26 protein-coding genes and 4 pseudogenes are annotated in these 25,461 nt (G+C 38.8%); 10 read left to right on the forward strand and 20 right to left on the reverse strand.

The features are described 5' to 3' along the window. Nucleotide 1: 1 nt before the first annotated feature. The 6 genes from TY21_RS12010 to TY21_RS11570 all read right to left on the reverse strand — a co-directional run bounded on the left by TY21_RS12010 (nucleotide 2) and on the right by TY21_RS11570 (nucleotide 4,211). Nucleotides 2–178: a transposase gene (locus TY21_RS12010; RefSeq protein WP_130589751.1), complete on the reverse strand. Its 177-nt coding sequence runs from the start codon at nucleotides 176–178 to the stop codon at nucleotides 2–4. An 83-nt stretch (nucleotides 179–261) separates the two neighbouring features. Then, entirely contained in the window at nucleotides 262–837 is a 576-nt protein-coding gene (locus TY21_RS10065; RefSeq protein WP_052354541.1) for a hypothetical protein, read from the reverse strand. 428 nt (nucleotides 838–1,265) lie between these two features. Then, nucleotides 1,266–1,415: a hypothetical protein gene (locus tag TY21_RS11150; protein WP_158623073.1), complete on the reverse strand. Its 150-nt coding sequence runs from the start codon at nucleotides 1,413–1,415 to the stop codon at nucleotides 1,266–1,268. Further along, nucleotides 1,394–2,296, reverse strand: a complete 903-nt coding sequence (locus TY21_RS10070; RefSeq protein ID WP_130589752.1) for a transposase — start codon at nucleotides 2,294–2,296, stop codon at nucleotides 1,394–1,396. The genes TY21_RS11150 and TY21_RS10070 overlap by 22 nt, the downstream gene beginning before the upstream one ends. Before the next feature lie 50 nt (nucleotides 2,297–2,346). Continuing rightward, nucleotides 2,347–3,540, reverse strand: a complete 1,194-nt coding sequence (locus TY21_RS10075) for an ISL3 family transposase (protein ID WP_130589753.1) — start codon at nucleotides 3,538–3,540, stop codon at nucleotides 2,347–2,349. A gap of 518 nt (nucleotides 3,541–4,058) precedes the next feature. After that, a complete protein-coding gene (locus TY21_RS11570) occupies nucleotides 4,059–4,211 on the reverse strand; it encodes a hypothetical protein (RefSeq protein ID WP_232044429.1) in 153 nt (50 codons plus the stop codon). A 749-nt stretch (nucleotides 4,212–4,960) separates the two neighbouring features. Between TY21_RS11570 and TY21_RS10085 the strand changes: the two are divergent. The 3 genes and pseudogenes from TY21_RS10085 (at nucleotide 4,961) to TY21_RS10095 (ending at nucleotide 11,799) form a co-directional block, all read left to right on the forward strand. Beyond that, nucleotides 4,961–6,133: pseudogene (locus TY21_RS10085) on the forward strand (IS701 family transposase). Between the two features lie 114 nt (nucleotides 6,134–6,247). Beyond that, the gene (locus TY21_RS10090) at nucleotides 6,248–6,691 is read left to right on the forward strand and encodes a hypothetical protein (protein WP_042242533.1); all 444 of its coding nucleotides are present in this window, start codon (nucleotides 6,248–6,250) and stop codon (nucleotides 6,689–6,691) included. 530 nt (nucleotides 6,692–7,221) lie between these two features. Beyond that, nucleotides 7,222–11,799 carry a tetratricopeptide repeat protein gene (locus tag TY21_RS10095; protein WP_052354594.1) on the forward strand — a complete coding sequence of 1,526 codons (4,578 nt, stop codon included), beginning with the start codon at nucleotides 7,222–7,224 and terminating at the stop codon, nucleotides 11,797–11,799. Between the two features lie 107 nt (nucleotides 11,800–11,906). Here the strand turns inward: TY21_RS10095 and TY21_RS10100 are convergent, their stop codons facing one another. After that, on the reverse strand, nucleotides 11,907–12,980 hold the full coding sequence (locus tag TY21_RS10100; protein ID WP_130589754.1) for an IS481 family transposase: 1,074 nt from the start codon (nucleotides 12,978–12,980) through the stop codon (nucleotides 11,907–11,909). Between the two features lie 264 nt (nucleotides 12,981–13,244). After that, nucleotides 13,245–13,409: pseudogene (locus TY21_RS11575) on the reverse strand (IS66 family transposase); the annotation flags it as partial. A 149-nt stretch (nucleotides 13,410–13,558) separates the two neighbouring features. Between TY21_RS11575 and TY21_RS10105 the strand changes: the two are divergent. Beyond that, complete coding sequence (locus TY21_RS10105; RefSeq protein WP_042244182.1) at nucleotides 13,559–14,632, forward strand: IS481 family transposase; 1,074 nt, start codon at nucleotides 13,559–13,561, stop codon at nucleotides 14,630–14,632. A 26-nt stretch (nucleotides 14,633–14,658) separates the two neighbouring features. On the opposite strand, the gene TY21_RS12015 is transcribed toward TY21_RS10105, so the two are convergent. The 9 genes and pseudogenes from TY21_RS12015 to TY21_RS12020 all read right to left on the reverse strand — a co-directional run bounded on the left by TY21_RS12015 (nucleotide 14,659) and on the right by TY21_RS12020 (nucleotide 18,702). Beyond that, entirely contained in the window at nucleotides 14,659–14,886 is a 228-nt protein-coding gene (locus TY21_RS12015; protein ID WP_079979809.1) for a transposase, read from the reverse strand. Next, complete coding sequence (locus TY21_RS11715) at nucleotides 14,855–15,136, reverse strand: transposase (RefSeq protein ID WP_052354297.1); 282 nt, start codon at nucleotides 15,134–15,136, stop codon at nucleotides 14,855–14,857. The genes TY21_RS12015 and TY21_RS11715 overlap by 32 nt, the downstream gene beginning before the upstream one ends. Next, nucleotides 15,129–15,527, reverse strand: coding sequence for a transposase (locus tag TY21_RS11720; protein WP_052354295.1), 399 nt, complete (start codon nucleotides 15,525–15,527; stop codon nucleotides 15,129–15,131). The genes TY21_RS11715 and TY21_RS11720 overlap by 8 nt, the downstream gene beginning before the upstream one ends. A gap of 533 nt (nucleotides 15,528–16,060) precedes the next feature. Further along, nucleotides 16,061–16,210, reverse strand: coding sequence for a hypothetical protein (locus TY21_RS11155; RefSeq protein WP_158623074.1), 150 nt, complete (start codon nucleotides 16,208–16,210; stop codon nucleotides 16,061–16,063). 495 nt (nucleotides 16,211–16,705) lie between these two features. Beyond that, nucleotides 16,706–16,855: a hypothetical protein gene (locus tag TY21_RS11160; protein ID WP_158623075.1), complete on the reverse strand. Its 150-nt coding sequence runs from the start codon at nucleotides 16,853–16,855 to the stop codon at nucleotides 16,706–16,708. Nucleotides 16,856–17,350: 495 nt separating this feature from the next. Further along, nucleotides 17,351–17,500: a hypothetical protein gene (locus TY21_RS11165; protein WP_158623075.1), complete on the reverse strand. Its 150-nt coding sequence runs from the start codon at nucleotides 17,498–17,500 to the stop codon at nucleotides 17,351–17,353. Between the two features lies 1 nt (nucleotide 17,501). Then, nucleotides 17,502–17,923 (reverse strand): annotated as a pseudogene (locus TY21_RS10125) (IS5 family transposase); the annotation flags it as partial. A gap of 157 nt (nucleotides 17,924–18,080) precedes the next feature. Continuing rightward, nucleotides 18,081–18,284 (reverse strand): transposase, encoded by a 204-nt coding sequence (locus TY21_RS10130; RefSeq protein WP_368668661.1) that lies wholly within the window; start codon nucleotides 18,282–18,284, stop codon nucleotides 18,081–18,083. Nucleotides 18,285–18,549: 265 nt separating this feature from the next. Continuing rightward, entirely contained in the window at nucleotides 18,550–18,702 is a 153-nt protein-coding gene (locus TY21_RS12020; protein WP_079979806.1) for an IS630 transposase-related protein, read from the reverse strand. Nucleotides 18,703–18,884: 182 nt separating this feature from the next. Here TY21_RS12020 and TY21_RS10140 point away from each other — a divergent pair, with 182 nt between their 5' ends. Further along, entirely contained in the window at nucleotides 18,885–19,262 is a 378-nt protein-coding gene (locus TY21_RS10140; protein ID WP_042238793.1) for a DUF6444 domain-containing protein, read from the forward strand. 30 nt (nucleotides 19,263–19,292) lie between these two features. Next, nucleotides 19,293–20,315, forward strand: a complete 1,023-nt coding sequence (locus tag TY21_RS10145) for a transposase (protein ID WP_130589756.1) — start codon at nucleotides 19,293–19,295, stop codon at nucleotides 20,313–20,315. On the opposite strand, the gene TY21_RS12025 is transcribed toward TY21_RS10145, so the two are convergent. Next, nucleotides 20,259–20,453, reverse strand: coding sequence for an IS630 transposase-related protein (locus tag TY21_RS12025; protein WP_368668659.1), 195 nt, complete (start codon nucleotides 20,451–20,453; stop codon nucleotides 20,259–20,261). The genes TY21_RS10145 and TY21_RS12025 overlap by 57 nt on opposite strands. 83 nt (nucleotides 20,454–20,536) lie before the next feature. Between TY21_RS12025 and TY21_RS11585 the strand changes: the two are divergent. From TY21_RS11585 to TY21_RS11170, 4 genes and pseudogenes are all read left to right on the forward strand, one after another. Beyond that, nucleotides 20,537–22,051 (forward strand): annotated as a pseudogene (locus tag TY21_RS11585) (IS1634 family transposase). 115 nt (nucleotides 22,052–22,166) lie between these two features. Then, on the forward strand, nucleotides 22,167–22,595 hold the full coding sequence (locus TY21_RS10165) for a transposase (RefSeq protein WP_052354625.1): 429 nt from the start codon (nucleotides 22,167–22,169) through the stop codon (nucleotides 22,593–22,595). A gap of 25 nt (nucleotides 22,596–22,620) precedes the next feature. Then, nucleotides 22,621–23,454 (forward strand): IS5 family transposase, encoded by an 834-nt coding sequence (locus tag TY21_RS10170; RefSeq protein WP_130589559.1) that lies wholly within the window; start codon nucleotides 22,621–22,623, stop codon nucleotides 23,452–23,454. A gap of 177 nt (nucleotides 23,455–23,631) precedes the next feature. After that, the gene (locus TY21_RS11170) at nucleotides 23,632–23,787 is read left to right on the forward strand and encodes a hypothetical protein (RefSeq protein ID WP_158623076.1); all 156 of its coding nucleotides are present in this window, start codon (nucleotides 23,632–23,634) and stop codon (nucleotides 23,785–23,787) included. 267 nt (nucleotides 23,788–24,054) lie between these two features. Here the strand turns inward: TY21_RS11170 and TY21_RS11725 are convergent, their stop codons facing one another. Together TY21_RS11725 and TY21_RS10180 are read right to left on the reverse strand one after the other, a co-directional pair. Further along, entirely contained in the window at nucleotides 24,055–24,420 is a 366-nt protein-coding gene (locus TY21_RS11725; protein ID WP_130589758.1) for a TolC family protein, read from the reverse strand. Further along, a complete protein-coding gene (locus TY21_RS10180) occupies nucleotides 24,408–25,433 on the reverse strand; it encodes an efflux transporter outer membrane subunit (protein ID WP_158623077.1) in 1,026 nt (341 codons plus the stop codon). Before TY21_RS10180 ends, TY21_RS11725 begins: the two co-directional genes overlap by 13 nt. Nucleotides 25,434–25,461 lie beyond the last annotated feature (28 nt).

Consider the following 25,461-nt stretch of genomic DNA (forward strand, 5'->3'; position numbering starts at 1 on the left):
GCTATAGTAATCTTCTCAAATTAGCCCAATAGGTTTCAATAGAATTCAAATTCAGAGAATAAGGCAGCAAAAATAAAATCTTACATCCTGCCTTTTTGATAAGCTCATGGGTGGTTTGGTATTTATGAAAGATAGTATTGTCCATAATTACAAGCTGACCTGCTTTAAGCTCTGGCATCAGTATTTTCCTAGCCAAAAGTAAAACAAAAAGGAATTACAAGTACCTGTATACTCGATGATATACTTTTTTATTCTTGACAGCTAGGCAACCTTTCTTGATGACTCAAAGGTTACATTTTCTTGTACTGCATTTAAATGTTTACGAGAGGGCCTTAAAACAAAGATTTCATCTAGCGTCTTTTCGAAATTACGGAAGAGTTCTTTTGAATTTTCATGCTCAACAATTTCTCTTATGACTTGACACAAAGCATCCACTCTAGACTTTTCTACTAGGCTCCCCAAGGTTGCTAAAGGGAGTTTGTTTTTAATGAAATTTGTTTGAGACAAATGAAAAAGAAAGCAGTGGTCAAACAGCAGGCTTAGAATCAAAGGTCGCTCTGATCCCTCAACGCCGCACTGTTTGGCCAAACTGCAAAACCCACAATGACTACTCCAATCTTCAATAAAAACCTCTACTAGCCATCTCAAAGTATATCCTTGCATCAGATCTTTCATATTCCATGAAAGATTTGCAGCCATAAGATAGCGATACTCATTTTCGCCCTCATATTTAAGGGCTATTATTAATCGTTTTTTATGATGAGAAGGAATCGGGTCGCCCAAGGGGACTTCCCCCCTTAGGCTCCCACAGACACGTACGTGAAGCTCTCGCTTCATACGGCTCCTATTGTTCTTCAAGCTTTCCAGCCTTTTCTCCACCCCCATAAGTTCCTCGTATTTCTACTTGACTTATTGAGTTGGATTGAACAATTCAACCCCTTCGCTCCCTCTTCATTACAAAGACTTCCTCACTACTACGAGTTGATCTGCCCCTCATACATGCTTCGATATTTCCCACTTTGTGTTCTTCACTTATATGGTTTTCTCTTAACATCATCTATGAGGTTCCCACGTTCCATATAAAAGCCTAGACTAAGTTCACGCTATCTTTATGCCGGACGCCATTTAGGCAGTAAACAGGTTTCCCCTAAATTTATCTTGGAAGAACATACAGCCCCCAGTTTTGACGTCATTGAGCAAGCTTTCGACACTTGGGTCAATAGTTCACTTTCGTTCGTCTCCTTAGCCCTCACCTGATATGTTTATCATACCTTTTCCTTAACGCTCACTACCTTGGCTTTTGACCAAAGCAGCTTAAGGTGGTTTGAAATCTCTTCCTGCAAAGCGACTTCGAGGAGCCATTTTCCCTCATCTTTCATATAGTTACGCACATCTACAATGTGCTCGTGGCACACATATATAACCTTGCTCCCCCGGCTTGCACCACATTTTTTTTATCACCGCGAATGAAAATTTCCTGATTCCAGCCTTTGTAGGCTTCAAAGAATCCTTGGCACGAGAGAGACTTTTTACCCCGCATGACTTTTTGATTCTTTCTGAGTTGAGTAATGATTTGCACTCCAGGCCAAATAGCTTCTACTCCATCTACAAACAAGCTGTTGCCGTAAAGAGCATCAGCCAGTACACAAGTGACCTTAAAAGCAGGAAATTCACAAGCAAAATTTTTAAGTAATTGTAAAGCTAGTGTATACTTTTTTGGATATTCTATTGACCTTTTAGGCTCTTTTGGACGGTCTTTTTTAGAAATCCCCAACTTTTTTAGCTTCCTCACTTCCTGTTGCCATCTTGTGAGTACGGGATCGGGAGAATAAAAGGCAAAGGAGACGGGAATGCAAAATTTTTTAGTCACTAGCTGAAGAAATACTATATTTTGACCACAAAAATAACCACTAGTTTTTTTATCACGGATTTTATGTAAATGATGCAACTTTTCCGCATTTTTCGATCGACTGTGATCTTTATCATCGATAACAAGAACCCCTTCTGTGATGCCATGTTTACGCAGAACCGCGCGAACACTACAAATTAGCAGCCTATTCCAAGCAATCTTAGCACGTCTAAACATGGCCGATAAAGCCATCTTTTTATAGCTTTTAAGCCCAGCCCTTTCAAATTTTGCCCAACAGATTGAATTGGTAATTAATATTCCCATCAAACAAAAGGCTAGCCAACACCATTGAAGTTTGGATAAATTATTACGAGGATTTTCTTGTTTGAGAGCAACTTCAAGTTGATTTAGATATTCTTTAATAAAGGGAAGCGGTTGGGAAAACATAGACGAAAAAATATTTGGTTCTCCGGAGATTTACGTGGTAAAAATTTATTTTAAGAAAAAGAATCTATTATTTTTATTCTAAAGTTTTCGAAATTTACAAAATTATAGGCTTTTCTTTTAATAAGCTTAATTTTGTTATTGACCCCTTCCACAAAACCACTGCTTACTCTCTTATCAAAGTAATTCAATATATTTTCTTCCCAGTTTAGTAATGTCTTTACAAATTCGTAATATCCTGTAGCTTTATGCCTAATTGTATTTAACACCCAAGCAGACAATTTCTCTCTGCCCGTTTGCCTATCGTTTAAATCATTAAATAAGCTTCTAAACGACTCTTTAAGCTTATAATACACTTTCAAAGCAGGCTTTAACTCTAAGATCTTGCCTAGCAAATCTTCTTGCTGTTCTGTTAAATTCTCGCGATTCTTTAATAAGATATACTTTGTATCTTTCCATATTTCTTGATTGATGCTTTCCTGCTTTGCCCTTTTCCTGCAGCAGTCTAACGCTTGATTTAGGTTTTGCATGACATGAAAACGATCAGCTACAGCTTTGGCCTTAGGTAGCATCTCTTCTACTACTGCACGGTAAGGAGCCCATAAATCTATGGCTACAAACTTAATCTCTTTCTTAAATTCCTCATCGCATGTCGCCATATAGGCTTTTAAAGCAGCTTTTTTCCTATCTTTAAGGATATCAATCACTCTTTTATTCGTTAGGTCGGTAATTACGACAGCAAAATCCTTATGCCCTTTATGTATAGCAATTTCATCAATACCGATGACTTGTGTAGGTAGAAGTGATTGCAAGTGTTGTTGTTTGCCCTTAGCTTCTTTGTAGTAAATCTCTGCAGCGGTTTTATCGCTCATACCAAACTTTAAGCCTGTATAAGTAGCCGTGGTTTCTTGGCAGCATTTATAGACTTGTTGCTCATATCGCTTGGTATAATGCCTATAAGGACAAGCAAAATCTAAAGATTCATTAAAGGTACAACAACATTCTTGGCATTCAAACCTTCTTAAATCAATTTCAATGTAACAAGCTCGTCCAGCTAAATCCACATCACGATAAACTTTTGGCTTAATATCAACTAACTTAAACGTGGGCTGGCCACAGTATGGACATAGCCGTATAGGATTTATAGGAGTAATTAAAACTCTAACCGTATCCTCCTGAATATAAATATCCTTAAACTTTACCCCTTCCAAATTAATAAGCTTTGTTAGATAATCATTATTTAGCATTTGTTCACTCTCCTTTATTGTTTGCAAACACTAGGATGTGACAAATGCTATTTTTATTTAACTACTTTTAGCATTAAAGAAATCTTTTACCACGTAAACCTCCGAAGAGCCAAATATTTTTAATGAGTTGATAATGAGTTGATAAGGTATAACAATATTTTATTAAAAATTAGTCAACAAGAAAAAAGTACATCATCGAGTGTATAACAAATTTAAGTAATAGAAAAATTTTCGCTAATTAACATAACCTACCCGAACATTTCAACGTTGGAGGAAACCGAGGATTTCCAAAAACCTACTTGGCTAATTTAGGCATTTTGTAAAGCAGACTCGGCTTTTAATGGGAAAGACGACCATGAAACTATTACAATTATAGAGGCTTAAAAATTTGAGGAGCATAAAAAACCTTTGTCTACAGTTTCTAAAAGTCGCAGCGCTGCATGGCTTGGAACGCGGGTTCCAGATTCCCAAGATTGAACTGTCTTTACGCTTACATTTAAGACTTTTGCAAAAATTCCTTAGGAATAATGATTTTTCTCTCTGATTCTCTTAATATCGATAGCCTTATACTCATTTGGAAGCTCAGGGATCTCAATAAGCTCTGACTTAAGCGTAACCTTTCTTTCTGCGAATGCTAGAGCTTCTTCAAGCCCTTTAAATAACTTACTCATTTTTAATCCTTTTTTTGATTGCTTCAGCTATTTGTTTTAACTCCACTTTCTCTTCTTGGGATAAATTTTCTTGCTCATTTTTTGAATAAATGAACAACAAGAAAAGAATCACTCGATCTTCTATATTTAAATAGCATACTCTAAATCCACTCTTTTTTCTTTAGAAGTTGATTTCAAACGAGCTTTCCTTATTCCCCCTGTTCCAGTAATTACATCTCCTTGCTCTGGGTTTTCGGCTAAGTTTTTTTTGAAATCATCGAAATCTTCCTTTTTTAGCTTTCTTTTCTTTACGAGCCTTACAATCTATTCTTCGAAAATTTTTGCCTGTAAAATATGTTTTTTCATAACCTAATTGTGCTACCTTGTAGTATAGATAGTCAAATGCTTTCTATTTTGTGTTGCATAAGTTAACAGCCATTCTAATATGCCATCTTTATAATCCGCTTATCAAACTATCAGTTTTAATGCATTTGCCTTTATAGAGATTTTTTGAGAAATTAATTTTTTAATGCTTTAAAACTTGCATCAAGCATTTAATCTAGAAGAGATAAATTATACAAGTCAGCTTCTAGGGAAGATATGATAAAATCTCGATACAGCTTATGACCTGCCACTGATGTATTTGATTTCTTTATACAAGCTTATCAACCTCCAGCAAGTCCTGCTCAAGCTCCTATACTTTAGTTAGTACTACAGTGGTAATAAAAAATATAGTATGCTATTTTATTTGTTAAATAGGGAGGTGAGGTATGGAATTGAAAGCAATAAACCAAACTATAAAACAAAAAAAAGAAGAGTTAGCTCTATTTTTAAGGCCTTTTTTTAGCCGAGAAGAAGCTAGACAAGTAGCTTTGCAATATACATGGGGCCTAATGAGCAAAGCAGAACGTAAAAACACCTGGCAACTGGCAGAAGAGGCCGGCTTACAAACCCCGTATGCTTTTCAACATCTACTACGCCGTGGTTTATGGCAAGCAGATGCCATCAGAGATAGGTTGCAAATGGAAGTGTTGAAAGATAAAGAAGGCGGTATACTAGCTATAGATGAGACGGGATTTTTAAAGAAAGGTAAGCATTCAGCAGGAGTGGCAAGACAATATAGTGGAACAGCAGGAAGAATTGAAAATTGCCAAGTAGGGGTTTTCCTTTCCTATGCAACTAACCAAGGCCACGTACTAATTGATCGAGAGCTATACATCCCTGAAGAATGATTTTTAGATGAAGAACGTAGAGCAAGAGCTGGTATACCTAAAGAAGTTAAATTCAAAACGAAAATACAATTAGCCATGTTGATGCTACAGAGAGCTTTCGGCCATGGGATCAGGCCCTCTTGGGTAGTGGGAGACGAGGTATATGGAGTTTATCCCTTAAGAGCTTATCTAGAGAAAGAATGCTGCCCTTATATATTAGCTGTACCTTCTAACTACCATGTGAGCGTAGATTTTGATCGAAGTCCAGTCAGCCAATTTCTTGCAGAAATTAAGCCAAAAGATTGGCAGAGTTTATCGGCAGGGAAAGGAGCAAAAGGCGAACGCTATTATCATTGGTATCGTCTAGAAGTCAATTCAGATAGCCCTGAAGGGTGGACACGTTGGCTTTTATTAAGGCGTAACATGAAAGACCCTCGCGATGTAGCTTATTATATAGCTTGTTGTCCCAATAATGTTACTTTACAAGATATGGCCAAAGCTGCAGGAAGTCGTTGGACGATAGAGGAATGTTTTGAAGCTTCTAAAGGAGAAATTGGGCTTGACCACTATGAGGTGAGAAGCTACACAGGCTGGTATCGACACATGACGCTTTGTTTATTAGCTTTAACTTTCCTTTCGGGCTTGCGCGATGCTTTCAACCTACTGGAGAAGAAAAAAAAAGCTCGTCGGCTTCATATGAAGAAGTTTCTAAAAGTACGGAATTTAATTTAATTAAATATACCTTACAAGAAGCTAGGCGTTTAGTGATATATGCACATACCTCTATCAAGCAATGCTGGAGCTATTGGTTAGAATGGTCTAATTGGCGTCGTAAGCATCAAGCGAGTGCTTGTTACTACCATTATCAAAGGCAAAGAAAGCTATGTTTATATTTACCACTGTAGTATTAGGGCCATTCATGGCAACCCATACGATGGGCACACCCTTGGAGAAGCTATTAAAAATGCTCAAAACAACAGCGGCAAGAATATTGAAGTAGCATTTGTAGATAAAGGCTATCGAGGCCATACAGTAGAAGGTAAAACCATATTTATCTCTGGGCAAAGAAAAGGCCTTACACAGTGGATTAAGTCCCAACTTAAAAGGCGCCAAGCCATAGAACCTCATATCGGCCATATGAAGAATGACGGTAAACTGGGTCGCAACTATCTTAAAGGCCTATGGGGAGATCGTTATAACGCCATTTTATGTGGGATTGGCCATAACATGCGCTTAATTTATAATTGGCTAGTCGCTCAAAGTTCTCCTAAACGTCTTTATTCAGGCTAAAAAAGCTTAATTTCTTCTTTAAATTGCTTTAAAAACCTATCTTGAAGGCTACCTCCTACGCTAAAACTCTTAAATATTAGCCAATTTTCATTCTCACTAACAAAAATTCTTGGATTTCTACTTTTTTAGCTTACCACTAAAAGGAAATTTACATTTTTCCTTTCTAAAATTGATACAATGATGAAGTTTTTTAGGGTAAATCAGGTCGAACTAAATTACGGGCTTTTTAACTAAAGCCCTATGCGGCAAGTAACACTTATCTGAGACATCAAAATGATTAAGGACGGCAATCGATCGAGCCTATAATTTGTAGGATAAGAGCTGGCAAAATACCAAGTAACCTTTACAGAGAGAGGGCTTTATGCCAGTTTCAATATTTTAAGAAATGTTTATTTATCTCCAACTTTTTTGTTGGTATTTTTATAAATTTTTTAGTAATTTTATCTTAAAGCAAAATTTTTTGTATTCCCATTTACAGGGAAGTGTTTTTGAATAAAAAAGCCAAAACTAGCTAAAAAATGGAGATGCTTATGAATCAGTTTTCAGCAGAGTCTCTTCGTATTCACCCTCTAATATTCCCCCCCTTTGAGAAAGAAGAAAATTCTTCTTCTATAAAAGATACTAATATCTATAGAGAAATTAGTTTAAAGATATTCAAGAAATTAGATTTCCAAGATTTGTGCCAAGCCAAACTCATATGTAAAGAATGGAAGCAGTTAATTGAAAGCTGCACTTTAGCAGAAGACATCTATAGGCAAGGTTTAAAACTTGCTGTTCAAAGAAATAACCATATGCGAAAAGTTGTTGGTACAGAAAAATTAGTCCAAGAAGCATTTTGCATAGAAAAACTAGGTGATATTTATGTGGATAAAGGGACATTTGAAACGCTTATACAAGCTGCAGGGCTTTACAATTATGTTTTACGCCTCGCATCGACAAACAGAAAGGAAATAATTGAAGAAAAGCTTTTTAATATTCAAAGGCTGCTTATTGAACTATGCGAAAGAAAGCCTATAAGCCTTGAACAAATGCAGGAACAATTTGAGGATAATCGTGCAGTATTAAAAGAATTTAGACAGGAAATAGAAAAGAAAATTCAAGCTCTTGGCTCAGATCCTTCATCAGAGAAAGTCAGAAAGCTTTACAGCGAGATTGCCAAAGGAATAAAAGCTTTCTTTAAGGATCTTGTAGATCAATCCGTTGATGTCTTAGGCCCTAAACCTTGTGAGTATGCCATAATAGGCTTTGGCTCTTTAGCTAGAGAAGAGATGACTCCTTACTCCGATTTAGAATTTGGCATTCTTATATCAGATGACAATACAGATAATAGAAAGTATTTTAAGTGTCTGACCACTCTAATTCACTTAAAAGTGATCAACCTAGGAGAAACTATCCTTCCTGCTTTGAATATTCCTTGCTTACAAGCTATAGGTTTTTTTGATAGCATGACCCCACGGGGCTTTGCCTTTGATGGAGCAGGAGTAGAAAGAAAAGGCTGTAAAACTCCTCTCGGCAATGGTAAGACATTTGAGCTTATCCAAACTCCTGAACAAATGGCTCAATATGTTGCTAAAGATGAAAATGGTCAATGGTGGCATGAGAAAGAGCCTCATCTTCCTATGGAGCTTTTAAACTTTACTCATTTACTAGGTAATCCGGGATTAACTTGGCAGTATAGTGAAAAACTTCAAGTAAAGCTGAATATTAATTATCAAGAAGGATTTAACCTTCGCCAGCATTTAGCTAAGAAGCACCTTGTGACAGATGATATGGAAGCTTTTAATCCAGGAATGTATGATTTTGGCAAACAGGGTATGCTTTTTAAAGTAAAAAATGATTTTTATCGTTTCCCTCATTTGGCTTTAGACCGGTTAGCACTTCTTAAAAAAGTAGAAGCTTCCGATACCTTTACTAGGATTAATAAGCTAAGTGAGCTAGGGGTCATAACGGAAGGCGCTGCTGAAAAGTTAAAGGAGTGGATGAGTATAGCGCTATTTATGCGTCTTAAGACCTATTCACATTATCAAGCGCAACAAGAGATGATGAATCCGCTGATTAAGCCCTTTGGCTTCGATGATCCTGACCTTATTAGAAAGCAGTTTGCTTTAGATCCTGAAGCGTTGGAAAAGATAAAAAAAATTTACCGTATTTTTATTCCTTTCTATCAAGCTATTCAAGATTTTTTAGCAGGCCACGAAGAAAGCCTCAAATTATCAGATTTAGAGGACAACTCACCTCAGACACAAGGTGATATAGCCCTAAGACTTTTTCAATATAAAGAGGCAAAAGAATATTACAAGTTAGCAAAAAAAGCAACTCCAATAAATACTATGATTTTAAGCACTCTTGGAATCATTTATACGGAACAAGGAAAGTTAGACAAGGCGGAAAAGTATGGCGACACAGCTCTTTCTATTAGTATTAAGCGTTTGGGGGAAAATCATCCTATGGTGGCAATCGGTCACAGCAACCTGGGAATGATCTACAAACAGCAAGGTAATTTGGAAAAGGCAGCTGAGTATAGCAACAAAGCTCTCGCCATCGACATTAAGCTTTTTGGTGAAAATCATCTCACCGTGGCACTTTGTTACCTTAACCTAGGACAAATCCACAAAGAACAAGGCAATTTAGGGCAAGCGGCTGAATATATCAATAAAGCGCTAGCCATTATTAACCTTAAGATTAACCTTAAGCTTTTTGGTGAAAATCATCCCGATGTAGCAATTTGTTACAATGACCTAGGAGCAATCTACCGAGAGCAAGGTAATTTACACAAGGCGGAAGAGTATAGCACTAAAGCGCTTGCCATTGACCTCGAGCTTTATGGTGAAAACCATCTTACGATGGCAAGGGCTTACCACAACCTGGGAATGATCTACCGAGAGCAAGGCAATTTAGACAAGGCGGCAGAGTATGTCAATAAAGCTCTCGCCATTAATATTAAGCTTTTCGGGCAAAATCATCCTACTGTAGCAATTATCTACGGCAGCTTAGGACAAATCTACCAAGATCAAGGCAATTTAGACAAGGCGGCAGAGTATGTCAACAAAGCTCTCGCCATTGATCTTAAGCTTTTTGGGGAAAATCATCCCACGGTGGCAAGAGATTATAATAACTTGGCGCAAATCTACCAAGACCAAAGCAATTTACATAATGCGATTGAGTATAGCAACAAAGCTCTCGCCATTGATCTTAAGCTTTTTGGTGAAAATCATCCTACGGTGGCAACTTATTACAATAACCTGGGAATGATCTACAAACAGCAAGGGAATTTAGACAAGGCGGAAGAGTATAGCAACAAAGCTTTCGCCATTGACCTTAAGCTTTTTGGTGAAAATCATCCCAAGGTGGCAAAAGATTACCACAACTTGGGAATGGTCTACAAAGACCAAGGCAATTTAGGCAAGGCGGCTGAATATGTCAAAAAAGCCCTCGCTATTAACAATAAGCTTTATGGTGTAAATCATCCTACTGTAGCAACTATTTACGTCAGCTTAGGACAAATCTACCAAGATCAAGGCAATTTAGACAAGGCGGCTGAGTATGTCAATAAAGCTCTCGCCATTAACATTAAGCTTTTTGGGCAAAATTATCCTGATGTGGCAATTTGTTACCTTACCCTAGGAAACATCTACACCGCCCAAGGCAATTTACACAAGGCGGAAGAGTATAGCACTAAAGCGCTTGCCATTGACCTCGAGCTTTATGGTGAAAATCATCTCAAGGTAGCAAGCTGTTACCACCACCTAGGAAAAATCTATAAAGAGCAAGGTAAACTAGACAAAGCGGAAGAGTATAGCAACAAAGCTCTCGCCATTGATCTTAAGCTTTTTGGGGAAAATCATCCTACGGTGGCAATCGGTCACAACAACCTGGCAGGAATCTACAAACAGCAAGGCAATTTAGACAAGGCGGAAGAGTATAGCAACAAAGCTCTCGCCATTGACCTTAAGCTTTTTGGTGAAAATCATCCTACTGTGGCATGCGATTACGACAACTTGGGAATGATCTACAAAGAGCAAGGCAATTTAGACAAGGCGGAAGATTATAGCACTAAAGCGCTTACCATTAACTTTAAGCTTTTTGGGGAGAATCATCCTACGGTGGCAACAGATTACAACAACTTGGGACAAATTTACGAAGAGCAAGGGAGTTTGGAAAAGGCGGAAGAGTATAGCAACAAAGCTCTCGCCATTGATCTTAAGCTTTTTGAGGAAAATCACCCTACTGTGGCAAGAGATTATAACAACCTTGGCGGCATCTCTAAAGAACAAGGCAATTTAAATAAGGCAGCTGAATATATCACCAAAGCTCTCGCCATTAACAATAAGCTTTTTGGGGAGAATCATCCTACGGTGGCATGCAATTACAATAACTTGGGACAAATTTACGAAGAGCAAGGGAGTTTTGAAAAGGCGGAAGAGCATAGCAACAAAGCTCTCACCATTAATATTAAGCTTTTTGGGGAAAATCATCCTACGGTGGCAATTGGTCACAGCAACTTGGGAATGATCTACCGAGAGCAAGGCAATTTAGACAAGGCGGAAGAGTATAGCAACAAAGCTCTCGCCATTAACAATAAGCTTTTTGGGGAGAATCATCCTACGATGGCATGCAATTACAATAACTTGGGACAAGTTTATCAAGAGCAAGGGAGTTTGGAAAAGGCGGAAGAGTATAGCAACAAAGCTCTCACCATTTATATTAAGCTTTTTGGGGAAAATCATCCTACGGTGGCAATCGGTCACAACAACCTGGGAATGATCTACAAACAGCAAGGTAATTTGGAAAAGGCAGCTGAGTATAGCAACAAAGCTCTCGCCATTGATCTTAAGCTTTTTGGTGAAAATCATCTTAGGGTGGCAAGAGATTACAATAACCTGGGAATGATCTACAAACAGCAAGGTAATTTGGAAAAGGCAGCTGAGTATAGCAACAAAGCTCTCGCCATCGACATTAAGCTTTTTGGTGAAAATCATCCTATGGTGGCAAGAGATTACAATAACCTGGGAATAATCTACAAAGAGCAAGGAAATTTAAAACAGGCGCTCGAATATATTAAAGAAGCTTTCAGAATTAGCATTAGAGCGTATGGTAGTTCGACATGATTTAAAAGATGTTTCTTGCTTAGGCATGTTTTTAAAAGCGTTTTTCATCGAAAATTGCTATAATCCTTTTACGTGTCCTAGACAGTACTTGACCTGACACACATGAGTTACCTGGCAGGTACTATTTCTGTCAGTTGTAACTTATCTAACATCTTTTCTTGCGCAAGATGTTTGGCATCTAAGAATGTTTGTAAAGGCGTCTTGCCAAAACAATACTTTCCTGTATGTGTTCTCTCGTTATTATACTCGTTCATCCATTTATCCACATCCTCTTGTAATTCTTCAACATTTTTAAACACTTTCTTCCTAAAAGCTATGGCATAAAATTCGTTCTGGATGGTCTGATGAAACCTTTCGCAGATTCCATTGGTTTGAGGATGCCTGGCTTTAGTGCGAGAATGGTCAATGTCTTCAATGGCCAGATAAAGTTCATACCCATGATGCTCTCTTGCTCCGCAGTACTCTGTACCACGATCGGTCAATATTCTTAAGACACGAATATCTTGCTCTTCAAACCAGGGAATGACTTGATCATTCAGCATATCCGCTGCTACCAACGCATTTTTCCTATCGTATAGTTTGACAAAAGCTACCTTAGAATAAGTATCGATCACTGTCTGTTGATAAATGCGTCCCACACCTTTAATAGTACCTACATAATAGGTATCTTGAGCTAATAAATAGCCTGGATGTTCAGTTTCAATTTCGCCATGCGCTTCTTTTTCTTCCTTGGCTTTTTCAAAAGCTTTTAGTTGGTCCTCTGTTAATATCATTTCTTCCTGAGCCATTTTAGCTTCCAATGCTTTGAGACGTTTTTGAAAGGTCTCAAGATTGTATCTAAGCCAAACAGAGCGCACACCTCCTGGCGAAATGAAAATCCCTTGTTTCTTAAGCTCGTTACATACTCTTAACTGGCCGTAAGCAGGCTTTTGAAGAGCAAAATCAACAACAGCTTTTTCGATAGACTCGTCCACTCTATTTTTAATACAAGGTTTTTTACGTGTCATATCCTGGAGAGCTGCTTCTCCACCTGTTTCATAAAGTTCTTTGAATCTATAAAAGCTATCTCTAGAATATCCCATCATCTTACACGCTTGGGATACATTTCCTAATGTTTCAGCTAGCTTTAAAACACCAAGTTTATTTTTTATAACTTTTTGATGAGTTGCTAAATTTGACATTTTGACACTCCTTATTGGTTTTAAGTCGCTCACTTCAACTCCCTGCTGTCACTTTTAATGAGCGACAGGGCTTCAAGCTTCGCGACTTATAAATCGTGTTTCCTTTATTTTTATCACAAATGTCAGATTAAGTCGTATCTATTACATTTTACGCTTAAATCATTATAAAGCTCTTAATTTCGTAACAGTTCAGATACCCCCTTTTTATTCAGGAGTGTTTGAATGAAATAGAAGTTAGGTAAGGGCTTCTAGCAAGCCAGCCTATCAATCGATGGCTAACAGACGAGGACTCCCTCGGATGGCATCTGCCAATGCATCCCAGACATTCCAACCCTGTTTACGTGCGGTAGAAATATAGCTGCGGATACGGCAAAAAATCCGACCTCCTTTAGGCTTACGAAAACAACCGGATATCTTTTGCTTTAACTTAATTGTAATAGATAGGACTTAATCTGACATTTGTGATAAAAATAAAGGAAACACAATTTATAAGTCGCGAAGCTTGAAGCCCTGTCGCTCATTAAAAGTGACGGCAGGGAAGTTGAAGTGAACGATTTAAACCAATAAGGAGTGTCAAAATGTCAAATTTAGCAACTTATCAAAAAGTTATAAAAAATAAACTTGGTGTTTTAAAGCTAGCTGAAACATTAGGAAATGTATCCCAAGCGTGTAAGATGATGGGATATTCTAGAGATAGCTTTTATAGATTCAAAGAACTTTATGAAACAGGTGGAGAAGCTGCTCTTCAGGATATGACACGTAAAAAACCCTGTATAAAAAACAGGGTGGACGAGTCTATCGAAAAAGCTGTTGTTGATTTTGCTCTTCAAAAGCCTGCTTATGGACAGCTAAGAGTATGTAACGAGCTTAAGAAACAAGGAGTTTTCATTTCGCCAGGAGGTGTGCGTTCTGTTTGGCTTCGATACAATCTTGAGACTTTTCAAAAACGTCTCAAAGCATTGGAAGCTAAGATGGCTCAGGAAGAGATGATATTAACAGAGGACCAACTAAAAGCCCTTGAAAAAGCCAAGGAAGAAAAAGAAGCACATGGCGAAATTGAAACTGAACATCCAGGCTATTTATTATCTCAAGATACCTATTATGTAGGCACTATTAAAGGTGTGGGACGCATTTATCAACAGACAGTGATCGATACCTATTCTAAGGTAGCTTTTGTCAAACTATACGATAGAAAAAATGCGTTGGTAGCAGCGGATATGCTGAATGACCAAGTCATTCCCTGGTTTGAAGAGCAAGCTATTCGTGTCTTAAGAATATTGACCGATCGTGGTACAGAGTACTGCGGAGCAAGAGAGCATCATGAGTATGAACTTTATCTGGCCATTGAAGACATTGACCATTCTCGCACTAAAGCTCGGCACCCTCAAACCAATGGAATCTGCGAAAGGTTTCATCAGACCATCCAGAACGAATTTTATGCCATAGCTTTTAGGAAGAAAGTGTTTAAAAATGTTGAAGAATTACAAGAGGATGTGGATAAATGGATGAATGAGTATAATAACGAGAGAACACATACAGGAAAGTATTGTTTTGGCAAGACGCCTTTACAAACATTCTTAGATGCTAAACATCTTGCACAAGAAAAGATGTTAGATAAGTTACAACTGACAGAAATAGTACCTGCCAGGTAACTCATGTTTGTCAGGTCAAGTACTGTCTAGGACAACTTAACCATACGTATATCTTGTTCGCCTTGGTTGTTGGTAAAGGGCACGGCAAAGTCATACATGAAGCGCAGCACACATTCTCGCTTTTCTTTTAGGCGGTCTAGGAGGTTTTTACCCTCCCGTTGCTTTTGCTTACCTCTTCTACCTTTAGGCAAAGGAGGTAAGCTTAAATGATAGGTAAGCCCATCAGTAATCCTCTGTGTATAGGCCTGCTCGATATGCTGTAAAACCTTTGAAGGCTAAAGCCCCTTGCTCTACATGTTTTTCTACTTCTTGCTTGGCAAAAATCAGGAGCTCCTTCATATGTTTGGCCCACTCTTCCTGCTTTTCTTCATGCATAAACGTCAATTCTCGCCAGTGAGGGGCGTTGCATAATCCATGCCGCATTTGCTTATAAGAAAAGTAAGGAAACCAATGGTCATGGATCGCTATTCCTTTAAATTGTGGTAAAATATTTGCCTCATCCATAGCTTGTTGCCCGTTTAGCATGTAGGGTGTAAAGAGTAGCCCTTGGTGAAGAAGCTACATGCAACCAAGCTAGTTTTTTCTCACAGCGGATGCCTGTCTCATTAAAGTGCAAAACTTGGGTAGCTAGCAAGTGTGCTTTTGGAGTGTTTTCAAAGGCTTCAAGTTCCTTAAAAAGCTTTTCATCGCTAGCTACACAGGTGCCAGGTGAAATACCCACATCATACACATTCTTAAAAATTTCGCAGACGCGATCTACAGGTATAAAATGTTGAGCGGTAAAATAAGCTGCCAAGGCTTGAACTCTCTTGCCATATTGTACAGGTCCTTTAACATGTTCAGGAAATGCTGCTCTGCTATTTTTTCCACAATAAGGGCATTTTTTCTCCTCCACACGATGTTCTGTTACTTGAACTTTAGAGGGAGGGATTTCATCGGGTCGCCCAAGGGAACTTCCCCCTTAGGCTCCCACAGACACGTACGTGAAACTCTCGCTTCATACGGCTCCTATTGTTCTTCAAGCTTTCCAGCCTTTTCCCCACCCCCATAAGTTCCTCGTATTTCTACTTGACTTATTGAGGTGGATTGAACAATTCAACCCCTTCGCTCCCCCTTCATTACAAAGGCTTCCTCACTACTACGAGCTGATCTGCCCCTCATACATGCTTCGATATTTCCCACTTTGTGTTCTTCACTTATATGGTTTTCTCTTAACATCATCTATGAGGTTCCCACGTTCCATACAAAAGCCTAGACTAAGTTCACGCTATCTGTATGCCGGATGCCATTTAGGCAGTAAACAGGTTGCCCCTAAATTTATCCTGGAAGAGTTTTTAGCCCCCAGTTTTGACATCATCTTTACGCTTTCGACACTTGGACCAATAGTTCACTTTCGTTCGTCTCCTTAGCCCTCACCTGATATGTTTATCATACCTTTTCCTTAACGCTCACTACCTTGGCTTTTGACCAAAGCAGCTTAAGGTGGTTTAAAATCTCTTCCTGCAAAGCGACTTCGAGGGGCCATTTTCCCTCATCTTTCATATAGTTACGCACATCTAAAATGTGCTCGTGGCACACATCGGGTCGCCCAAGGGAACTTCCCCCTTAGGCTCCCACAGACACGTACGTGAAACTCTCGCTTCATACGGCTCCTATTGTTCTTCAAGCTTTCCAACCTTTTCCCCACCCCCATAAGTTCCTCGTATTTCTACTTGACTTATTGAGGTGGATTGAACAATTCAACCCCTTCGCTCCCCCTTCATTACAAAGGCTTCCTCACTACTACGAGCTGATCTGCCCCTCATACATGCTTCGATATTTCCCACTTTGTGTTCTTCACTTATATGGTTTTCTCTTAACATCATCTATGAGGTTCCCACGTTCCATATAAAAGCCTAGACTAAGTTCACGCTATCTTTATGCCGGACGCCATTTAGGCAGTAAACAGGTTTCCCCTCAATTTATCTTGGGAGATTACACAGCCCCCAGTTTTGACGTCATTGAGCAAGCTTTCGACACTTGGGTCAATAGTTCACTTTCGTTCGTCTCCTTAGCCCTCACCTGATATGTTTATCATACCTTTTCCTTAACGCTCACTACCTTGGCTTTTGACCAAAGCAGCTTAAGGTGGTTTGAAATCTCTTCCTGCAAAGCGACTTCGAGGAGCCATTTTCCCTCATCTTTCATATAGTTACGCACATCTACGGTGTGCTCGTGGCACACATCGGGTCGCCCAAGGGAACTTCCCCCTTAGGCTCCCACAGACACGTACGTGAAACTCTCGCTTCATACGGCTCCTATTGTTCTTCAAGCTTTCCAGCCTTTTCCCCACCCCCATAAGTTCCTCGTATTTCTACTTGACTTATTGAGGTGGAATGAACAATTCAACCCCTTCGCTCCCCCTTCATTACAAAGGCTTCCTCACTACTACGAGTTGATCTGCCCCTCATACATGCTTCGATATTTCCCACTTTGTGTTCTTCACTTATATGGTTTTCTCTTAACATCATCTATGAAGTTCCCACGTTCCATACAAAAGCCTAGACTAAGTTCACGCTATCTTTATGCCGGACGCCATTTAGGCAGTAAACAGGTTGCCCCTAAATTTATCTTGGAAGAGTACGCAACCACCAGTTTTGACGCCATTGAGCAAGCTTTCGACACTTGGGTCAATAGTTCACTTTCGTTCGTCTCCTTAGTCCTCACCTGATATGTTTATCATACCTTTTCCTTAACGCTCACTACCTTGGCTTTTGACCAAAGCAGCTTAAGGTGGTTTGAAATCTCTTCCTGCAAAGCGACTTCGAGGAGCCATTTTCCCTCATCTTTCATATAGTTACGCACATCTACGGTGTGCTCGTGGCACACAAAAGCCTTGCGTATCCACTACAATGTGCCTTTTACGCCCCTTAACCTTTTTAGCTCCATCATAACCTGCGAGCCCCCCCTTTCTACTGTTTTAACTGACTGGCTATCGACAATGGCAGCGCTGGGATCGAGGTTCCTCCCTATTATAACTCTTAATTTTTTCCTTAAATGATGATTAATTTTCTCAAACAAATGTGCGTCTTTCCACTTCTTAAAGTAAGTGTAAACCGTTTTCCAGTGAGGAAAATCTTTGGGTAGATAATGCCATTGGCAACCGGTTCTTAAGACATAAAAAATAGCTTCCAATAACTCTCTTTTTGTATGTTTAATGGGTCTGCCTCCTTTGCTGTAATCCACTTCGAAGTAAATTTTAATGGCTTCCCATTCACGATCTGATAAATGATTAGGGTATGCATTGCTCATCTTTACCTCCCTTTTTTCTCAAATATTATCTTAAATAAGTTGTTTTGTATCAACCTATTAGATCTTTGATGAAGTAGGTGAATAAGGCAAAATAGGGGGTTTTAAGACATCCTCTTATAGTGATTTAAATTTTATATTTCTTATCATCGACATATACTTAAAAAAGAGTAATCAATGGTTTGGCAAGAGTAGAAGATTTGCTTAAGTTTGCTGCCACGATCTTCTTAAAATTAGCCCAAAAGGTTTCAATAAGGTTTAAATCTAGAGAATAAGGCGGTAAAAATAAAATCTCACACCCTGCCTTTTTGATAAGCTCATGAGTGGCTTGCGATTTATGGAAGGTAGCATTATCCATAATCAGAACTTGCCCCGCTTTAAGCTAGGTATCAATATTTTTTCTAGCCAAAAGTTAAACAAAAGAGAATTACAAGTACTTTTATAACAAAAAGGAGCTAAAATTTTAGACTTCTGTTTAGCTGCTATAAAGCTTTCCCTAGCAAATGAACGACCTGCTATAGCACTCTAAATCTTTTCTCCTCTAGATGCTCTTCTTGCATGCTGGCGCTGTAAGTAGGCATTTATCCCGCTTTCATCTATGTAAACTCTATTTTCTTCCGGAATATTTTCTAGCTTTGGTCTAAATTCTTCTCGCTTATTCTCATCTCTTTCCTTGTAGAAGGGTATCTTTTTTTTAAAGTGATTTTTAGTCTTTTACAGGCATAAAAAACTGCAGCTATTATCACTCCGAATGCCTCAGCTATTTCTCTTAAGGTATGCATCGAGAGTTTGTTTTATATACGCCTTTAGCTTTTCACTATCAATTTTACTGAAGCTCTGCCGTCTTTTTTTAAGAGCTAGACAACCTTGTTTTTTCGTAAGCGGTCACGGGGTCTGTCGATTATTTTCTGATAAGTAAAACAATTTCTAGAGTTTATATTTACTTAATCATATATTGAATAGTATGCAACCTTCATACGAGCAACTATTTAAAGAGAATGCAGAACTAAGGGCTGAGACTATACAGCTAAGAGCTGAAAGTGTACAATTAAAAGCCTTAGTGAATAGACTAGAAAAAATAATCACCAAGCTTGAAGCGCGCATTGCCCATCTGGAGGCACAGCTTAATCAAAATTCCAAGAATAGCTCCAAGCCACCGTCCACCGATCAAAAAGCTAATCGTTCAATTACACCAAAAGCAGGAAATCGACCTTATCATCCTGGTGCTAGCCGTCAACTGCTACCTGCTAGTGCAGTTACCTCGCATGATGTTCGTAGTGTAAAAGTTTACCCACATTGCCACTCTGCCATGCGTGCAACTGATAAGGTTCTTTCATGGTAGCAGATCGAGCTTCCTGAAATTAAACCTTTGGTGCATCAAATCGATCTAGTGACGAGCAAATGCCCTTGCTGCCATCTAGAAACACGGCCTGAACTTAAAGAAAATGAGCAATTCTTGCTCGGTCCTAGGCTGGAAGGCTTTATTAATTTGCTGATGGGGCAATATCGTCAAGGGCATCGTGCCGTGCGCACCATGATTAGTGCCCTGTTGCCTAATGTGGTTTTAAGCCAAGGTCTTATTTCTAAAGTTAAAGCTCGCACCGCTGCCTTACTTTTTTCGTCTTATGAAACACTCGTTAAAGCAGTTATTACCACACAGCAGCCCTTGCATCTAGATGCAACGAGCTGGCGTCATGCCGCTACTAACGAACATTTGCTAGTACTACGTGTAGGAAATGTGATTGCTTATGCATTAAGACCCTATCAAAATGGCGCTACTCTAAAGGCGCTAGTCGGCCAGCAGATTCATTGCTTAGTAAGTGATCGAGGTTTAGCTATCCATCAAATTAAGGTAAAGATCAAACAGTATTGTTTAGTTCATCTACTCCGTAATATACAGGGGCAAGCAGAACAGCCCAACATATCTTTAGAGGATACACAACGTTTAGGAAACCTATATGATGCCCTGCAAGAGCTTTTTAAAGATAAGCATCGCCTAGAAAAAGGACAAATCAGCCAGTCTACTTGGCAGCAGTATGGATATCTTAACTGGCGTTATATACAAGAAGAATTGCAAGAATTGCAATGCTGGAGTAGCACCAAGAAATTACGGAAGTTTTGTCACAAGCTTTTAAAGCAGATCAAACATTTCCGTGCTTACTTAACAGATCCTACTATTCCTATGACCAATAATGCTGCCGAAGAATCTTTAAGAAATCTAGTCATTGTACGTAAGTTATGTCCAGGCAGCCAGTCTACCTACGGCAAAAGGTGGAGGGAAGTACTACATAGCTGTATCGAAACTCTTTATCGACAAGGAAAGTCTATTCTAGATTTTCTAGCAGACGCTATCCATGCAGCTCGTATCAAGCAACCCATACCTTCTGTTATCTAAAAAACCTTTTATATCCCGTGACCGCTTACGTTTTTTCCGCTTAATCCAGTTTGTTAACGTGCGAGCTGTTACGCCAAACACCTCACTAGCTGTGGCCATTGAGCCGCCATTCTCTATATAACTTACATTCCTCAGCAAAAAAAATAATTAGGAATTTTGAAGGCTAATCGAGTAAAATGTTTTCTTTAAAGATTTAAACTAAACGACTGAAAGTTATGTAAATAGATACGCAAAACGTTGATCATTTAGGATTGGTAGCTGGAATGTGTGAGGAGATAGGGTTAGTTGACCTTATTGATCAAGCAGTAGGTAACCAGGCGAAGAATAAGCATTTAACCTATGGGCAAGCTGTTAAATGCATGATCTTGAATGGATTGGGATTTGTAAGTCGGACGCTTTACATGTATTCTGAGTACTTTGAAGACAAACCCATCGATCATTTGCTAGGTACGTCAGTCATTCCCGAACAGATTGATGATAATGTTTTAGGCAGAGCGCTGGATAAGCTATTTGAATTGGGAGTGACCGAGCTTTTTACTAAAATAGCTTTGCATACAATCAAAGTGCTTGGCATCCAAGTAAAAAGTTTGCATTTAGATGCGACAAGTTTTCACGTAGATGGAAACTATGAGAGTCTATTAGAACAGGGAGAAGCCTGCATTCGTCTAGTGCAAGGCTACAGTAGAGACCATAGGCCTGATTTAAATCAAGCCGTCTTGCAACTCATCACCTCTAATGAAGGCAATATTCCTTTATACATGCAAGCGGCTGATGGCAATAGCAGTGATAAAACCGCCTTTACGCAAATTGTTGGCGAACATCTTAAAAGCTTTCGGCAAGCCGTAGAGAATCGCTATATAGTAGGAGACAGCGCTCTTTATACTTCAGCTACCTTGCAAGTTTTTAAAGAAGAACAAAGCTTATTTGTCACGCGTGTGCCCATGCAAATCAAAGAGGCTAAAGAGCTCATATTTGAAGTGTCTTACGACAAGACGGTAGAAATAGCAGAAGGCTATCGAGCTTTTGAGAGCACCTCCTGCTATGCCGGTGTTGAACAAAGATGGGTAGTCATCTTTAGCCAAGCGGCCTATCAAAGAGAATGCCGCACTTTAGCCAAGCATTATCTTAAGGGCAGTGAAAAAGAATCTAAAGCTTTTTTTTAGTTTATAAAGCAAGAGTTTTCATGCCCCAACGATGCTAAGCGCCAATTAGATAAGTTTGCAAAAAAGCTTAAATATATACAAATTATAGAACCTCAAGTTATAGCCACTCAAAAGCATACTACATCTGGTCGACCCAAAGCTGGGCAGAAACCTTCTATATTTAGCTATCGCCTAGAAGGTACAGTAGCCTGCTCTTTGCTTAACAAAGCAGAGTTAGAGAGGAGCAAAGGATTTTTCATCTTAGCAACTAATGACATGGATGTAACCGCTTTTCCTGCTCAAGAGTTATTGAAAACATATAAGGCACAGCAAAGTGTAGAAAGAGGATTTAGATTCTTGAAAAGCCCCGATTTCCTAGTCTCTTCTTTCTTTCTAAAAAAGCCAGAAAGAATTGAAGCTCTTTTAATGGTAATGACCTTATGCCTTTTAGTCTATTCTGCGCTTGAATATAAGATTCGAGAAAAATTACGAGAAAATGGTGAGAACTTCTTAAATCAGCTTAAGAAACCTACGCAAAAGCCAACCACACGCTGGGTGTTTTTCTGTTTCCTAGGCCTACATAGTTTGACATGATTTAAAGGGTGTTTCATGCTTGAACAATATTTTGAGAGCATTTTTTCTCCCAAATTGCTATAATTTGTTTACGCCTAAATCATTATAAAGCTCTTAATTTCTTGCAAAGTTGACTATGAAACCAATCAAGTTAGATAACCAACAAGGTCGTCTTTTTAAATCCCGCTTTAGCGATGAACTTAACCCCAATCATCCTCTCATCCAGCTATCCAAATTGATAGAATGGAAGCAGTTGGAAGAAGAGTTTGATAAGCTGTTTGTAGAAAAGATAGGCCAGCCAGCTAAGCCTGTAAGGCTAGTTGTAGGGCTCTTTATCTTACAGCATATGTATGGACTTTCGGATAAAAATGTGGTGCATCGATGGGTAGAAAATTCTTATTGGCAATACTTTTGTGGGTATGAATTTTGGCATCATGCGCTGCCTATCCACCCTACTTCTTTAATTAAATGGAGGCATAGATTAGGCGAAGCTGGACTTAGCAAGATTTTACAAGGGACGATTGCAGCAGCTGTTTTGACAGGTGCAGTAAAAAAAAAGCCTTAAAAAAGTCATTGCTGATACAACCGTAATGCCTAAAGCTATTGCCTTTCCTACCGATGCTAAACTTTACTTTAAGTCTATTCAAGCGCTTGTAAAAATGGCCGATAGTAGCCAAATCACTTTGCGCCAAACCTACAAAAAGCTAGCTAAAACAGCATTGTGCATGCGTGCTCGCTATGCCCATGCCCGTCAGCTGAAAAGAGCTAAAAGAGAAGAAAAAAGGCTGCATAATTATTTAGGAAGATTAATTCGTGATTTTGAAAGAAAAACAGAAGGGCAAACTCTTGAGACAGAAAGCTCTTATCTTTTAGAAATTATCAAGCGTATTTATGCTCAACAAAGAAATGATTCTCGTAAAGTTTATAGCCTGCATGAACCCTATGTAGAATGTATTGCTAAAGGTAAAGTAGAGAAAAAATATGAATTTGGCTGTAAAGCTTCGCTAGTCATCACTCATCAAGAAGGATTAGCTTTAGATCTTAGAGCCATTCATGGCAACCCATACGATGGGCACACCCTTGAAGAAGCTATTAAAAATGCTCAAAACAACAGCGGCAAGAATATTGAAGTAGCATTTGTAGATAAAGGTTATCGAGGCCATACAGTAAAAGGTAAAACCATTTTTATCTCTGGACAAAGAAAAGGCCTTACACAGTGGATTAAGTCCCAACTTAAAAGGCGCCAAGCCATAGAACCTCATATCGGCCATATGAAGAATGATGGTAAACTGGGTCGCAACTATCTTAAAGGCTCATGGGGAGACCGTTATAACGCTATTTTATGTGGGATTGGCCATAACATGCGTTTAATCTATAACTGGCTAGTCGCTCAAAATTCTCCCAAACGTCTTTATTCAGGCTAAAAAAGCTTAATTTCTTCTTTAAATTGCTTTAAAAACCTATCTTGAAGGCTACCTCCTACGCTAAAACTCTTAAATTTTAGCCAATTTTCATTCTCACTAACAAGAATTCTTGGATTTCTACTTTTTTAGCTTATCCCTAAAAAGAAATTTACATTTTTCCTTTCTAAAACTGATGCAATGATGAAGTTTTTTAGGGTAAATCAGGTCGAACTACATATGGTCTTTATTGACCATAAAAAATTGCAAATTACCAATTTGAAAGAACGCCATAGGATTATCCTTAGATGCTTAGGGCCTCCTTACCAAAAATTCTATTATTCTGAAATGTGGTGAGAAATCATGGATATAACTCCAAGCTTTTTTTCTTAAATCGTATGAATATACCATGCCAATTGATTATACATATATCCTTAAAAAAATAAAATTTAAATGGCTATATCTTAGACTACATTCCCTTCACTTTTTTTCGATTTATTGAATAGACAAGCTTAAATCTTTAGAAGTTAAACATTTTACAATCCTCTAATAATTAGAAATTTAGGCTAAACAAGGAGTAAAGAGTTTGAATAAAAACATAATTTTTTAGGGATAAACGCACTTTTACCCTTCAGTAGCTAATGTATCCGCCTCTTGTACCCATCCCCCTCCTAAAGCTTTATAGACTTCAATAAAGGTAGTATAGGTAGCACTGCGAGCTTGAACTAAGTTAAGCTGTGCAGACAACAGATTTCTTTGGGCATCTAAAACATTTAAGTAATCCACCTGGCCATTATCATAGGCTAGCAAAGCCAAAGCAAGAGATTTTTGCAAAGCTTGCACTTGATCCTTGTGTATTCTTAAAACCTCTAAGCTCTTAGAATGACTAATCAATGCATTTTCTACTTCTTTAAAAGCAGTTTGTATAGTGTTATAGTAGGAAAACAGAGCTTGCTTTTCTTGCGCATGCGCCTGATCTAATTGAGCAATATAGAGTCCCCATTAAATATCTGCTCACTAAAAGTTGTACCGACTTGCCAAGCACAAGCAGCACCTTTAAAAAGCGTATTTAATGCAAAGCTTTCATTTCCATAGTAACCTGTTAAGGAGATACGAGGAAATAGGTTAGCTTTAGCCACTCCCACATTGGCATGGGCAGCTATTAAATTCAATTCGGCTTGCATCACATCTGGTCTTTGCTCTAGCACGTCGGAAGGTAATCCAGCAGGAATGGAAGGAGGCTGGGCAAGCTCTTCAAGTATTTTACCCCGCCTAATATTACCGGGATTACGCCCTAGTAAAATACATAAAAGATTTTCTTGCTGAGCTACATTAACTTCTAGTTGTTTAACAAGGCTAGCAGCAGTATCTCTTTCAGCGCTTGCTTGGGTAATAGGTAATTCAGAACTTTCTCCTTGCTCCCACTGATCTGTCATCAATTCCAAAGACTCTTGAAAGGAGTTTAGAGTTTGCTGTGCCACTTGCAATTGCTCATCATATTGACGTAAAGTAATATAGCTATTGGCTAGCGCACTTACTAAGGTAAGGATAACGGTGCGGCGCGCTTGAATTTCCCCTAAATATTGAGCTAAAGCCACATCAGAAGCAGAACCTAGACGTCCCCAAATATCTAATTCATAAGCACAAGATAACAAGGCAGAAAAACTATTTATTAAACGCAAGTTTTGCGCAAGACCTAAATTAGACTGAGCAGAAAGCCCTTGCCTTAAGGCGCTACCATCCCCCGTGATTTGAGGAAAAAGCTGGGAGTTAGTGGCCCTAAATTGGCTGTAATAGGCTTCTACCGAAGCCATCGCTGCTTGCAGAGTGTAATTATTTTTTAGAGCTTCTATAATTAAGGCCTCTAATACAGGATCGCCTAGTTGCTGCCACCAATAGATATTTGCTAAGCCACACGCCTCATGAACAGGCAAGCGCCATTTTTCAGGAACATTGACAGGTGGACGTGTATAATTTGGCCTAAAAACACAAGAGGAAACCATAAATAAGCCTATACAGGCGAGAAAAAAA

The sequence above is a fragment of the Neochlamydia sp. S13 genome, assembly GCF_000648235.2.
GTDB lineage: Bacteria > Chlamydiota > Chlamydiia > Chlamydiales > Parachlamydiaceae > Neochlamydia.

Excerpts from the sequence above, each read along its gene's own strand:
- TY21_RS12010 (WP_130589751.1), bottom strand. The coding sequence starts at position 178 with ATGCCAGAGCTTAAAGCAGGTCAGCTTGTAATTATGGACAATACTATC.
- TY21_RS10065 (WP_052354541.1), bottom strand. The coding sequence starts at position 837 with ATGAAGCGAGAGCTTCACGTACGTGTCTGTGGGAGCCTAAGGGGGGAA.
- TY21_RS10070 (WP_130589752.1), bottom strand. The coding sequence starts at position 2,296 with ATGTTTTCCCAACCGCTTCCCTTTATTAAAGAATATCTAAATCAACTT.
- TY21_RS10075 (WP_130589753.1), bottom strand. The coding sequence starts at position 3,540 with ATGCTAAATAATGATTATCTAACAAAGCTTATTAATTTGGAAGGGGTA.
- TY21_RS11570 (WP_232044429.1), bottom strand. The coding sequence starts at position 4,211 with ATGAGTAAGTTATTTAAAGGGCTTGAAGAAGCTCTAGCATTCGCAGAA.
- TY21_RS10095 (WP_052354594.1), top strand. The coding sequence starts at position 7,222 with ATGAATCAGTTTTCAGCAGAGTCTCTTCGTATTCACCCTCTAATATTC.
- TY21_RS10100 (WP_130589754.1), bottom strand. The coding sequence starts at position 12,980 with ATGTCAAATTTAGCAACTCATCAAAAAGTTATAAAAAATAAACTTGGT.
- TY21_RS10105 (WP_042244182.1), top strand. The coding sequence starts at position 13,559 with ATGTCAAATTTAGCAACTTATCAAAAAGTTATAAAAAATAAACTTGGT.
- TY21_RS11715 (WP_052354297.1), bottom strand. The coding sequence starts at position 15,136 with ATGGATGAGGCAAATATTTTACCACAATTTAAAGGAATAGCGATCCAT.
- TY21_RS12020 (WP_079979806.1), bottom strand. The coding sequence starts at position 18,702 with ATGCATACCTTAAGAGAAATAGCTGAGGCATTCGGAGTGATAATAGCT.
- TY21_RS10140 (WP_042238793.1), top strand. The coding sequence starts at position 18,885 with ATGCAACCTTCATACGAGCAACTATTTAAAGAGAATGCAGAACTAAGG.
- TY21_RS10165 (WP_052354625.1), top strand. The coding sequence starts at position 22,167 with ATGAAACCAATCAAGTTAGATAACCAACAAGGTCGTCTTTTTAAATCC.
- TY21_RS10170 (WP_130589559.1), top strand. The coding sequence starts at position 22,621 with ATGCCTAAAGCTATTGCCTTTCCTACCGATGCTAAACTTTACTTTAAG.
- TY21_RS11170 (WP_158623076.1), top strand. The coding sequence starts at position 23,632 with ATGATGAAGTTTTTTAGGGTAAATCAGGTCGAACTACATATGGTCTTT.
- TY21_RS10180 (WP_158623077.1), bottom strand. The coding sequence starts at position 25,433 with ATGGTTTCCTCTTGTGTTTTTAGGCCAAATTATACACGTCCACCTGTC.